Consider the following 12,731-nt stretch of genomic DNA (forward strand, 5'->3'; position numbering starts at 1 on the left):
AGAGTCCACGGCACCGGGACATCCATGCCCTGTGCACGAATGCCTCGACGCGTGCTCGCCTGGACGGCTGGTGCCACCGGCTCAGAGGTCGGCCACCTCCGGGTCGCCGGCCTCGGGGTCCGCGCCTCCCGTCGCTCCGGCCGCGCGACGCTCGTCCGCCGCGGGGTGACGGGCGGCGTACTCGTCACGCAGTCGGACGAGGTCGCCCACCGCAGTCTCGAAGCGCCGCGTGGCGGCACCGGGCGACGTGTCACCGAAGTGGTGCCGGACCCAGTGGTCGAGACGGCCCCGCGCCTCCGGGTCGCCCACGACCCGGTCGACGAGCCCGACGATGTCACCGGCCCCTTCGGCCGTCAGCCACTCGGCGTCGCCGAGGTAGCCCGACTCGTCGACGTCGGCCTCGGCCGCCACCGGTCTCGTCACGACGAGCGGTCGCCCCGTCGCGAGCCGGTCGTAGACCATCGCCGAGATGTCGGTCACGGCGACGTCGGCCGACGCCAGTTGCCAGCCCAGCTCGGGCCCCGTGTCGTGGACGTGGTGCGCGGCCGGATCACGGGTGTTCGCCTCGGCGATGGCGCGGATGACGGCCTCGTGTGCTCGCTTGTAGTCGGCGTCGAGCACGCCGCTGCGCGGATGGGCCCGGTAGACGACCCGGTGACGCCCGGTGGCGAGGAGCGCCTCGACGAGGGCGAGCCCGTGCGTGGCGATCGACCCGTAGGCGGCCGCGGGCCGATCGCCCTCCCAGGTCGGGGCGTAGAGCACGACGAGGCGGTCGTCGTCCGGGTACGGCACGTCCCCGGCGAAGTGGTCGGCCTGGGGCCGGCCGACGGGCAGGGCACGCTTGTCGAGGTCGTAGTCCCAGAGCTTGGCCGCCAGACGGCCCCGGGCGGCGTCACCGGCGACGAAGGCGTAGTCGTACGCCTTGAACTGGTTGGTCGTCATGTACATCTTGTCGCTCTCGCCGTGGTTGACGAAGACGTGCCACATGCGGCCGTACCGCATCATCTGGAAGTTCTTGGCGTTCTGGTTGACGTACAACGTGAGCGCGAGGGGCTGGGCCGCGACGAAGTCCTCGAGGTCGGCCACCTTGCGGGCGTAGACGAGCGGCACCGGGCACTCGTCGAGCATCGTCACCATCGTGCCGGGCGAGCGGACGACCACGGCGACGGGGTACGTCTCGGCCAGGTGGGCCAACGGCGCGTACCACTGCCTGATCTGGTACATGTTGACGGTCGTGTCGGCGAAGTAGACCGCCACCCGGACGGTGCCCGGTTCCGGGGTCCGAGCGGCCCTGGGGTCGCGCTCGAGTCGGCGGCGGCTGCTCCGCGAGCGGACGGCTCGGCGGGCGAGGCTCCAGGCGAGCCCCAGGTCACGGGTCAGCGGCACACGGACTCCTCGGATCTGGTCCGTCACCCCGATCGGCGCCGGACCCCGGAAAGCCTAGAGGACCGGAGGTCGGCCGGCCCTGGACATCCTCAGGACCGTTACCCAACCGATGGACCGTCGACCCCCCGGTGCCTCGCGCCAGCCCTCGACCCACCCGGAGAACCACGGACGCAGGCGGGCGGGCGTCCGCGCCCATCGCAGCACCTGGACCGCCGTCCACGACCCGACGTACACGGGCACCAGCGGCCAGGGCAGGTTGCGCTTGGCCAGCCAGACGCGGTTGCGGGCGTTGAGACGGTAGTACTCGGCGTGCCGGGTCGGGTCGACGGCCGGGTGGTTCGCCACGAGGGAACCCTCGTACCGGACACGGCGGCCCTGGGCCCACACCCGCCAGGCCAGCTCGATGCCCTCGTGCGCGTAGAAGTACGGTTCGCCCCACCCGGCGCAGGCGTCGAAGACGTCCCGCGGCAGCAGCGTCGCTCCTTCCCACACCGAGAAGACGTCGCTCGACCGACGAGGGTCTCCCTTGCGCAACCGTGGCGTCCAGCGACGGGGGTTGGCGGCGCCGTCGGGGTCCACCACGCGAGGTTGCAGCAGGCCGATCTCGGGTCGGGCCCGCATGACCGCGACGGCATCGGCGAGGAACCGCTCGGAGGGCAGGCCGGCGTCGTCGTCGAGGAAGAAGATCCAGTCGCCCGAGACCGTCTCGGCGCCGCGGTTCCGACCGGCGGGGATGCCCACGTTCTCGTCGAGCTCGAGCAGGCGGACGCCGGCGGGCACCTCGACGGGCGGGGTCGCCTCGTCACGCCCGTTGACGACGCAGACGACGTCGAGCTCGACGTCGCGTTGGGCCAGCAGCGACGCGAGTCCGCGACGCAGGTCGTCGGGCCGGCGCCCCTGCGTCAGGCTGACGACGCCGACGCGAGCCACGCCCTCGCTCAGGAGCGCACCCGCTTCGAGGCCATGATCGCGACGAAGTGACCGACGAGCGCCAGCACCGACAAGGGCAGCAGGGCGACGAGCAGCACCCGGTCGGCGGTGGCCCCGCCGACCACGAGGCCGACGATCGCGGCGGCGAAGACCAGCATGGTCAGTTCGACCGAGTGGTACAGCCGATGGAACGGCACGAACCTCGCGGCGCTGCGCAGTCGGGACAGGAGGCGCCCGCTCGGTTGCGTCGCGCCTCCTCGTTTGTCTTCGAGCCGGTCGAGACCGGCGTTGGCACGCGCGACGTGGACCATGTCGTTGAGGGCCTTGTTCAGCACGATGACGAGGGCGAGGGCGAAGCCGGCGGTCGTCCAGGCGAAGTCGGCCGGGGTCTCGAACGGGAAGCCGGCGGCCCGGATGCCCAGGACGATCGGGATGAGGGCCTCGGTCGAGTAGTGGCCGACCTTGTCGAGGAACACCCCGGCGGGCGAACTCGTGCCCCGCCACCGGGCGACCTCGCCGTCGCAGCAGTCGACGAGCATCTGCAGCTGGCCGAGGACGAGTGCGAGCAGGGCGCCCGTGATGCCCGGCACGAGGAGCGACAGGGCCGTGCACCAACCGACCAGGATCATCAGCCCGGTGACGCCGTTCGCCGAGACGCTCGTCTTGAGCAGCCACCAGGTCAGGTAGGGCGAGACGTCGCGCAGGTACAACGACGCCGTCCAGTGCTCGGCGTTCGCCCGGCTGCGGACCTCGGGGGGCTGGGCGACGCGTCGCAACTCGGCGATCGAGCTCGGTCTCGTGGGCAGCGCGGTCATCGGCGGCTACCTTCCGGTCTGGGCGGTGATGTTCTTCGTGAGGTCGAGGAAGCCGAGCACGAAGCCGACGCCCCACCCGAAGTGGATGGAAGGCAAGACTACGAGAAACCAGGCACGGGTGCGGAGGTCGTCGCCCCGGGCGGCGACGACCGCGGCGGCGAGCACGAAGACGACGTAGACGCCGGGCACGACGAGGGCGAGGGTCGCCCAGCCGAGCGGTCCGCCGAGCACGAGGCCGACCACCCCCGCGAGCCCCACGACGAGGCCGAGGGCGACGGCCAGCACCATGGCCGGCGGCACGAGGTACCGCAGCGTGTTGGCCTTGGGGAACCGCCTCGCGAGTTCGCCGCGCCACAGTCCCGTGGCGACGAACTGCCGGGCGAGCTTCCGCAGGCTCGGTCGAGGACGGTACGTGACGACGAGTCGGGGGGTGAACCAGACCGTTCCGCCCGTGGCCCGGAGCCTGCGGTTGAGCTCCCAGTCCTGGCCCCGCTTGACGCCCTCGTCGAAGAGGCCGACCTCGATCAGGCGGTGCCGCAGGAAGACCCCGAGGTAGGCCGTGTCGGTGGGGCCTTCGGCACCGCCCACGTGGTGCGGCGTCCCCCCGAGACCGACCCGGCTGCCGTAGGCGCGGGCGACGGCCTTCTCGAAGGGGGTGCGGCCGACGGCGGCCATGATGCCGCCGACGTTGTCGGCCCCGCTGCGCTCGAGGGTCTCGACCGCGACGCGGGTGTAGTCGCTCGGCAGCACCGAGTGCGCGTCGACGCGGACGGTGATCGGGTGCACCGAGGCCCGGATGGCCACGTTGAGCCCGGCGGGGGTCGACCCCACGGGGTTGGGGATGCTGCGGACGCGCGGGTCGGCGGCCGACATCTCGGCGACGACCTCGTTCGTGCGGTCGACGCTCGGGCCGAGGGCCAGGATCACCTCGAAGGGGCCCTCGTAGTCCTGGCCGAGCAGGCTCTCGACCGCCGCCCGGATCTCGCGCTCTTCGTTCAGGACGGGCATGACGTACGAGACACCGGGTCGGGTGCTGTCGCCTGCTGGCATGGATCGCGTTCCTCGGGCTCGTGAGCGCCGGGGAGGCGCGGGTCGGTGCTGCGGGACGACCGCAGGGATCGTGGCGAGCTTAGCAACACGACGACGGGGGCCGGGACGCCGTCGCGTCCCGACCCCCGTCGCGTCGACCGGGGCGTGTGATCAGCTGGTCAGCGTGTCGAGCGTCACGTCCGTCGTCGCCGTCTGCCCGTCTCGGACGTAGGTCAGCTTCGCGGTCGCGCCGCCGGCGAGGAACCGGACCTGCGCGGTGAGGTCGGTGCGGTCGCTGATCGGCACGCCGTTGAACTCGGTCACGACGTCGCCCTGCCGCAGCCCGGCGTTCTGCGCCGCGCCTCCGGGGCTGAGCTGGACGATCAGGGCACCGACCCGGCTCGCGTTCGCGTCGCTCGTGGCGTCGTTGACGCTGGCCCCGAGGAGGCCGTGGCTGGCCGAACCGTTCGCCATGATCTCTTTCGCGACGCGTTGGACGAGGTTCGACGGCACCGAGAAGCCGACGCCGATGCTGCCCGACGAGTCACCCGAGCTGGCGATGGCGACGTTGAGCCCGATGAGCTCGCCCTGCGAGTTGAGCAACGCACCGCCCGAGTTGCCCGGGTTGATCGACGCGTCGGTCTGGATGACCGGGAGCGAGATGACCGAGCTGGCCTGGTTCTGCGTGTTGCCGTCACCGTTGTTGAACGAGAAGGGGCCCTGACCGTTGTTGTCGTTCTGCTGACCCTGGTCGCTGCCGTCGCTCGGCGCGGCCGAGGACTGCACGGTGATGCTGCGGTTGAGCGTCGACACGATGCCGTCGGTGACCGTGTTCGAGAGCCCGAGCGGGGCGCCGATCGCCACGGCCGTGTCGCCGACGTTGAGCTTCGACGAGTCGGCGAAGTCGATGGGCGTGAGGCCGCTCGCGTCGATCTTCAGCACGGCGAGGTCGACCGTGGGGTCGAGGCCGACCACCTCGGCCGGCAGGATGCTGCCGTCGCTGAGGGTCACGGTGATGGTGCCCGACGCGCTCGCGCCGTCGAGCGTGACGACGTGCGTGTTGGTGACGATGTAGCCGTCGGCACTCAGGATGACGCCGGAGCCCGTGCCACCGGACTCCCCCGCCGTCACGTTGATCGTGACGACCGACTCGGTCGCCTTGGCGGCCACCGCGGTCACGACCGTGGCGTCGTCGTAGTCGTTCACCGTGAGGTCGCGCGACTGACCCGTCGCCGAGACGCCGGCCCCGGAGTCACGAGAGAGCACCGCCGCCACGCCACCACCGGCCGCACCACCCACGAGGACCCCGACGAGCAGGGCCGCGGCGAGGGTGCCCACGCCCCGTCTGTTCTTCTTGGGCTGCGGCGTGGGAGCCTGCCACCCCGCCGCGGCGTACGAGTTCGTGGTGTCGTAGGCGAACGCCGACGATCCCGACGTGGGCTGCTGGTGGGCATCGGCGGAGGGCTGCTGGTACGACCCGGGCTGCTGGTACGAGCCCGGTTGCTGGTACGAACCGGGCTGCTGGTACGAACCCGGCTGCTGGTACGGACCCGACTGCTGGTACGACCCGGTCTGCTGGTACGAACCCGGCTGCTGGTACGACCCGGGCTGCTGGTACGACCCGGGCTGCTGGTACGAACCCGGCTGCTGGTACGAGCCCGGCTGTTGGTACGACCCGTCGTGCGGTCGGGCCTGGTCGTGCTGGCCGTCCGGCGAGGGGTGCTGCACCGAGTCGTCGGGGCGCGCCCCGAACGCCCCGGCCTGCGGCGTGCTGCCGGGGAGGGGCGGGGCACCGTACGTGACCCCCTGGTCCGCCGGGTCCGATGTCGTGGGCCGGGCGTCGTCGGGTCCGACCCGGTGATCGCCAGGGGTGCCCTGCGAACCGTCGGCGCTGCCGTCGGACGCGCGGGGCGCGCCGTCGTCGGTGTCGTCGTCACGGCGGGGGGTGTCGGTCATGGTGCTCCTTCCAAGCCCTGACAGCCTGGTCGCCCAAGCTGGGCGGATCATAAGGCGAGCCTGTGAGCGGACTGCGCCCACCTTATGCGGCCCCTGGACGAACCGACCCCGGCATCCGTCCCGCGGCGGTACGGTGACGGGATCATGACCCACCAGGCACCCTGGCAACGCGCCGCGAGCGGCGCCATGCTCCTCGACCACGACGGTCGACTCGCCCCCACGATCTTCGCCGAGATGTCGGCCCTCGCGACCGCGACCGACAGCATCAACCTCGGCCAGGGGTTCCCCGACGAGGACGGTCCGGACGAGGTCCTGGCCGCCGCCCACGAGGCGATGCGGTCCGGACTCAACCAGTACCCGCCGGGCCGCGGCATGCCCGTGCTGCTCGACGCCGTCGCCGCCCACCAGCGACGCTTCTACGGGATCGACCTCGACCCACGGCGCGAGGTCCTGGTGACGGCGGGAGCGACCGAGGCCCTGGCCGCGACCATCCTGGCCTTCGTCGACCGGGGAGACGAGGTGGTGACCCTCGAGCCGTTCTACGACGCGTACGGTGCCCTCGTCGGGCTCGCGGGCGGCGTGCACGTCACCGTGCCGCTCCGGGGTCCCGACTCGGTCGTCGACCCCGACGAACTCCGCCGGGCCTTCGGGCCCCGCACCCGTCTCGTGGTGCTCAACGACCCCCACAACCCGACCGGCAGCGTCCTCGACGACGCCACCAGGCGCCTCCTGCTCGACCTGGCCGTGGAGCACGACGCCCTCGTCGTCACCGACGAGGTCTACGAGCACCTGCTCTTCGACGGAAGAACCCACGTGCCGTTCGCCACGCTGCCCGGCGCGGCCGACCGCACCCTGTCGATCTCATCGGGCGGCAAGACCTTCAACACCACCGGGTGGAAGATCGGGTGGCTGACCGGGCCGGCCGAGCTCGTCGACCGCGTAGTCGCGGTCAAGCAGTACCTGACGTTCGTGAACGGCTCGGTCTTCCAACCCGCCGTCGCCGTCGGCCTCGGGCTGCCGGACGCCTACTTCGACGGCATCGCCCGCGCGCTCGGCCACAAGAGGGACGTGCTCTCGGCCGGCCTGCGACGAGCGGGGTTCGCCGTCCGGCCGAGCGTCGGCACGTACTTCGTCGTCGCCGACGCGGCGCCCCTCGGCTTCGACGACGCCGCCGACCTGTGCCGTCGCCTGCCCGGGCTCGCCGGAGTCGTCGGGGTCCCGATCAGCGCCTTCTGCCACCCCGCCTTCGCCGCCGAACAGTCCTCGCTCGTGCGCTTCGCCTTCTGCAAGCGCCTCGAGGTGCTCGAACGGGCCTCGGACCAGCTCGCGTCACTCTCGGTCTGACCCCGGCCCGCCCGACGCCGCTCCACCGCCGCGGCGCGGGACGACGTCGTACCGCCGCAGGGCCAGCGAGGGGTTCGTCCGGCGCACGTCGGCGATCCGCACGGCCGACACCCGCGCGAGCGCGAGGACGTCGACCTCGTCGCCGACGGACGCCAGGGCCACCCCCGTCGGGTCGACGACGGTGCTGCAGCCCACGCCGACCGGTGGGGCGTGGTCCGCCGCGGCGACGTAGATCGTGTTCTCGAGCGCCCTGGCCGTCACGAGCGTCGTCCAGTGGTGCTGCTTCAGGGGCCCGCGAACCCACTCGGCGGGCATGAGGACGACGTCCGCACCGGCGTCGACGAGCGTGCGGGTGACCTCGGGGAACCTCAGGTCGTAACAGGTCTGCAACCCGAAGACGAGCCCGTGGGCCTCGAAGGTCGCGGCGACGGCGAGGGGGCCCGGGACGATCCACCGGGACTCCTGTCCGCCGAACGCGTCGTAGAGGTGCTGTTTCGAGTAGGTCGCCACGACCCCGCGACCGGGCGCGACCGCCACCAGCAGGTTCTCGAAGCGCGACGGGTCCGGCGAGACGGCGACCAGTCCGGCCACGAGCACGACGTCCAGGCGGTCGGCCACGCGCCGCAGGTGTTCCACGAAGGGCCCGTCGACGGGCTCGGCGGCCTCGAGGTAGACGGGGCCGAGCTCCGCGGTGAAGTACGACGAGTACTCGGGGAAGACCACCACCTGCGCCCCGCGACGGGCGGCCTCCACGGCCAGGCGTTCGACGGTCCGCCGGTTGCGCGCCGGGTCGTCACCGGGCGCCGTCTGCGCCACCGCGACGACGACGTCGCCCGCGCCCGTGCCGACGCCGGCGCCGTCCGTCATCGTGCCCACCTCGCGGCCACCAGGGCGGCCGCCTCGTCGAGCCAGAAGGAGGCGCGGGTCGTCGACTCGTCGACGCCACCGGCCAGCTGCAGGGTCGACACCACGTCGGCGAACCCGTCGACGGGAGCGACCACGTCACCCGCGACCAGGATCACCGGGACGCCGTGCTCGCCGGCCAGTCGCGTCACCAGGGACACCGTCTTGCCCGCGGCGGTCTGGTCGTCGAAGCGCCCCTCGCCCGTGACGACGAGGTCGGCCGAGGCCAGGGCCTTGGGCAGGCCGACGGCCCGCGCGACGGCGTCCGCGCCGGGCACCAGTCGGGCACCCCAGGCGAGGAGGCCGAACGCCGTCCCGCCGGCCGCGCCGGCACCGGGGGTCGCGGGGTCCACGTCGACGAGGTCGGCGAAGCACGCGAGGCCCCGGTCCAGCGCCAGGACGTCGTCGGCCGTCGCCCCCTTCTGCGGCCCGAAGACCGCGGCCGCACCGCGTGATCCGAGCAACGGACTGTCGACGTCGACCAGCAGGGTCACGCCGCCGCGTGGCGGCGGCACGGCGGTCGTGAGGTCGACCCGGACCGCCGTGGTCAGACCGTGGTTGCCGTCGATCACGGGCTCGCCGAGCGAGTCGACGACGCGGGCGCCGAGGCCCGTGAGCGCCCCCGCTCCCCCGTCGGTCGACGCACTGCCGCCGAGGCCGACGAGCAGACGTTCGGCACCGGACTCGACGGCCGCCCGGATGACCCCGCCGAGCCCGCGCGTGTGTGCATCGTGCGGGGCGGGGACGGCGAGGAGGCCGAGTCCACACGACGAGGCCAGTTCGACGACGGCCGTGCCGTCGGGCAGGGCGAGCCACGGGGCGTCGACGGAACGGCCGTCGGGGCCCTCGACGGCGACCTCGTGCCGGATGCTCCCGGGGACGGCCCGCTCGAAGGCGTCGAGGGTGCCCTCGCCACCGTCGGCGAGGGGGAGCAGGACGATCTCGTCGCCCGGCCGGGAGCGCGACCAGCCCGCGGCGATCGCCTCGGCGACACGGGACGCCGCCACGCTGCCCTTGAACGAATCGGGCGCGACGACCACCCGGAGTCTCGACATGCCTCAACCTTGGCACGCCCGGCACCTCCGCCGACACGACGAAGGCCCCGGTCTTTCGACCGGGGCCTTCGTCTTCTTTGTTGCGGGGGCAGGATTTGAACCTACGACCTCTGGGTTATGAGCCCAGCGAGCTACCGAACTGCTCCACCCCGCGGCACAAGAGATGACTGTAGCACGTCGACAGCGCACCGTCCAATCGGGCCCGCGACCGGGTCGCGCCCGACCTCGGGGCCCGTCGCATCCCGTCACGGGGGAACCACGAGACCCCCTCCCCGCGAGCGGGGAGGGGGTCTCGCGAGCACGATGCCGGCGTCTACTGTCCGCTGGCCGCCACGGCGTCCTCGAGGGCGGTCTGGAGGCGCGCGTCGGCTTCGGCCGCCTGGACCAGGTCGTTGTCGGCATAGGCCGCCGCACGGTCGTTCAACGCCTGCTGCGCGTCGGCGAGCGCCTGGTCGAGGGCCGCGTTGTCGGTGCCCGTCCCCGTGCCGCCGGTGTCGGGGGTCGACGTGCCGCCGTCGGTGGCACCCCCGTCGGTCGCGCCGGAGTCGGCCCCGCCGTCGGTGCTGCCGTCGCCCGTCGTGGGCACTCCGTTGTCGCCGGCCGTCGCTCCCGAGTTGCCGCCGAACAGCGAGTCGAGCGCGCCGTCGAGGGTGTCCTCGAAGGCGATCTTGTCGCCGAACGAGACCAGGATGCGCTGGAGGACCGGGTACGACGTCTCGGAGTTCGACTTGACGTAGATCGGCTGGACGTAGAGCAGACCGCCACCGACCGGAAGGGTCAGCAGGTTGCCGCGGACGACGCTCGTGTCACCGCGGGTGAGGAGCGCCAGCTGGTTCGCCACGGCCGTGTCGGTGTTGAAGTTGTTCTGCACCTGTCCGGGGCCGGGCAGCGTGTCGGTCCGTGGCAACGCCAGCAAGGTCAACTTGCCGTAGTCCGACGAGATCTCGCCCGGCGTCGACCCCGCGTCCGCGTTCGCCGCCAGGTAGCCCGTCAGGACGTTCCGGGCGTTCTCGCCCGACTGCTGCGGGATGTACGTCGAGTAGATCGAGAAGGCGGGGTCCTGGTCGGGCAGCTGCAGCGTCAGGTAGTACGGCGGCTGCAACGGCGGGTTCTGCGCGTTGCTCGTCGGCTCGTTGGGCGTGACCCAGGCGTCGTCGCTCGAGTAGAACGAGTCGGCGTCGGTCACGTGGTACGTGCCCAGGATGGCCCTCTGGACCTTGAACATGTCCTGCGGGTAGCGCACGTGCTGCAGCAGCTCGGACGACATGTCGCTCAGCGGTGACAGCGTCGACGGGAAGATCTTCTGGTAGGTCTTCAGGATCGGATCGCTGGTGTCCCACGCGTAGAGCTTGACCGAACCGTCGTAGGCGTCGACCGTGGCCTTCACCGAGTTGCGGATGTAGTTGATGTTGTTCGACGCGTAGACGGGCCGGTCGTTGTACGTGTCCGCGATGGCGTCGGACAGGGCCTGCGGCTTCGAGTACGGGTACTCGTTCGTCGTCGTGTAGCCGTCCACGATCCAGACGACCCTGCCGTCGACCACCGAGGGGTACGGCGCGCTGTCGATGGTGAGGTACGGAGCCACCTTCTGGACGCGCTCGGTGGGGTCGCGGTCGTAGAGGATCTGCGACTGGTCGTTCACCGCGTCCGACAGGACGATCTGCTCGGACTGGAACTTGATCGCGTAGATGAGCTTCTTGAAGACGTTGTCGAGCTTCGGCCCGCCGTCGCCCTCGAAGGTCGTCGTCTCGTTCGTGCCGTTGTCGTTGCTGCCCGACGGGTAGTCGAGCTCGATGTCGTTCTGACCGGTGCCGCCGACGATCGAGTAGGTCGGCGACTCCTGGCCGAAGTAGATGCGCGGTTCGTAGTCGCCGGCGTCGCCGAGCGCGCCCGTCACCGGGATGCCCGACTCGAGGAAGACGGGCTGACCGTCCGCCGAGCGCTGGTTGCCGTAGGCCGCGACGACCCCGTAGCCGTGCGTGTAGACGAACGTCGTGTTGTAGGGGGTGGCCGAGTTGCCGAGCTGCGAGGTGTTCAGCTCGCGGACCGCGATCACGGTGTCTTGCACGTTGCCGTCGATCGTGTAGCGGTCGACCGCGAGCTGCTCGGGGAAGCTGTAGTACTGGCGGTACTGCTGCAGCTGCGCGAACGCGTCGGTGACGAGCGCCGGGTCGATGATGCGGATGTTGGCGGTGGTCACGGCGTCGCCTGCCAGGGCACCCGCTTCGGCGTCCGACTTCGCGTCGTAAGTCTGCTCTTGGACGTCGGCCACGCCGTAGGCCTCGCGCGTGGCCTGGATGTTGCGTTCGATGTACGGCGACTCGACCGTCCGCTCGCTGGGCTCGACCGTGAAGCGCTGCACGATCCAGGGGTAGATGCCGCCGACGATGATGCTGATGATGATGAGCGCGGCCGTGCCGATCACCGGCAGCCGCCACCGACCGACGACGGCGGTCACGACGAAGAGGATCGCGACGACGACCGCGATGCCCGCGAGGATCTGCTTGCCGGGGATGCCGGCGTTGACGTCGGTGTACGTGGCACCGGTCAGCAGCTTGTTCGTCCCGTCGGACAGGGTCGCGTACTGGTCGAGCCACAGGCTGACGCCCTGCAGCAGGAGGTAGACGGCGGCGGTGACCGCCAGCTGGATGCGCGCCACCTTCGAGATGCGCACCTCACGACCGGTGAAGCGCAACGCGCCGTAGAGGTAGCTGGTCGCGACCGCGGCGATGCCCGCGATGAGCACGACGGCGGAGGCGAAGCCGACGGCGGCCTGGTACAGCGGCAGCTCGAAGACGTAGAAGCCGATGTCGAGCCCGAACTGCGCGTCGGTCTGACCGAAGGGCGTGCGGTTGATCCACTCGAGGACCGTCTGCCACTGCGTCGAGGTCGCGAGGCCCGCGAAGAGGCCGAGCACGACGGGGACGCCGATGACGACGGCACGGCGCAGGGGCTCGATGACCTGCTGGTACCGGTCGAGCTGCGAGTTCAACTTGGCGTAGACGGGTCGGAACCGGAACGCGACCTCGATGCTGACGTAGACCGGCACGGCCATCGCGACGAAGCCGACCGCGAACATGACCAGACGCGAGATCCACTGGGTGGTCAGGACGCCGGTGAAGCCGAGCTGCTGGTACCAGAGGTAGTCGGTCAGCAGCGACGAGAAGATGAAGAAGGCGATGACCAGGGCGGCGAGGACGGCCACCGTGACGAGGACGGGCAGTCGGGGCGAGCGTCGTGCGGTTCGCGACGATGCGGGTGACGTCAAGGGTGGGCTCCTGGCTGACGGGGACGTGGACCGCCATCCTACGGG

Annotated in this window: 9 protein-coding genes and 1 tRNA gene; 1 reads left to right on the forward strand and 9 read right to left on the reverse strand. The window is 71.4% G+C overall.

Going from position 1 to position 12,731, the window contains the following annotated elements; all coding sequences use genetic code 11:
* Positions 1-81: 81 nt before the first annotated feature.
* The 5 genes from AC3CCI_RS02685 to AC3CCI_RS02705 form a co-directional block, all read right to left on the reverse strand.
* Positions 82-1,386: a CDP-glycerol glycerophosphotransferase family protein gene (locus AC3CCI_RS02685; RefSeq protein WP_354593508.1), complete on the reverse strand. Its 1,305-nt coding sequence runs from the start codon at positions 1,384-1,386 to the stop codon at positions 82-84.
* Between the two features lie 54 nt (positions 1,387-1,440).
* The gene (locus AC3CCI_RS02690; RefSeq protein WP_488628024.1) at positions 1,441-2,316 is read right to left on the reverse strand and encodes a glycosyltransferase family 2 protein; all 876 of its coding nucleotides are present in this window, start codon (positions 2,314-2,316) and stop codon (positions 1,441-1,443) included.
* 8 nt (positions 2,317-2,324) lie between these two features.
* Positions 2,325-3,131, reverse strand: a complete 807-nt coding sequence (locus AC3CCI_RS02695; protein ID WP_354593509.1) for a CDP-alcohol phosphatidyltransferase family protein — start codon at positions 3,129-3,131, stop codon at positions 2,325-2,327.
* A 6-nt stretch (positions 3,132-3,137) separates the two neighbouring features.
* The gene (locus tag AC3CCI_RS02700) at positions 3,138-4,181 is read right to left on the reverse strand and encodes a glycosyltransferase family 2 protein (protein WP_488628025.1); all 1,044 of its coding nucleotides are present in this window, start codon (positions 4,179-4,181) and stop codon (positions 3,138-3,140) included.
* A gap of 150 nt (positions 4,182-4,331) precedes the next feature.
* On the reverse strand, positions 4,332-6,116 hold the full coding sequence (locus AC3CCI_RS02705) for a S1C family serine protease (RefSeq protein WP_488628026.1): 1,785 nt from the start codon (positions 6,114-6,116) through the stop codon (positions 4,332-4,334).
* A 144-nt stretch (positions 6,117-6,260) separates the two neighbouring features.
* Between AC3CCI_RS02705 and AC3CCI_RS02710 the strand changes: the two genes are divergently transcribed.
* On the forward strand, positions 6,261-7,460 hold the full coding sequence (locus tag AC3CCI_RS02710; protein WP_354593512.1) for an aminotransferase class I/II-fold pyridoxal phosphate-dependent enzyme: 1,200 nt from the start codon (positions 6,261-6,263) through the stop codon (positions 7,458-7,460).
* Here the strand turns inward: AC3CCI_RS02710 and AC3CCI_RS02715 are convergent.
* The 4 genes from AC3CCI_RS02715 to AC3CCI_RS02730 all read right to left on the reverse strand — a co-directional run bounded on the left by AC3CCI_RS02715 (position 7,446) and on the right by AC3CCI_RS02730 (position 12,686).
* On the reverse strand, positions 7,446-8,327 hold the full coding sequence (locus AC3CCI_RS02715; RefSeq protein WP_488628027.1) for a carbon-nitrogen hydrolase family protein: 882 nt from the start codon (positions 8,325-8,327) through the stop codon (positions 7,446-7,448). The two genes, AC3CCI_RS02710 and AC3CCI_RS02715, sit on opposite strands and share 15 nt — an antisense overlap.
* Positions 8,324-9,418: a glycerate kinase gene (locus AC3CCI_RS02720; protein WP_488628028.1), complete on the reverse strand. Its 1,095-nt coding sequence runs from the start codon at positions 9,416-9,418 to the stop codon at positions 8,324-8,326. Before AC3CCI_RS02720 ends, AC3CCI_RS02715 begins: the two co-directional genes overlap by 4 nt.
* Before the next feature lie 80 nt (positions 9,419-9,498).
* A tRNA-Met gene (locus AC3CCI_RS02725) sits at positions 9,499-9,572 on the reverse strand.
* A gap of 159 nt (positions 9,573-9,731) precedes the next feature.
* Positions 9,732-12,686, reverse strand: a complete 2,955-nt coding sequence (locus AC3CCI_RS02730) for a UPF0182 family membrane protein (RefSeq protein WP_488628029.1) — start codon at positions 12,684-12,686, stop codon at positions 9,732-9,734.
* Between the last annotated feature and the right edge of the window lie 45 nt (positions 12,687-12,731).

The organism is Frigoribacterium sp. CF331, assembly GCF_057787905.1.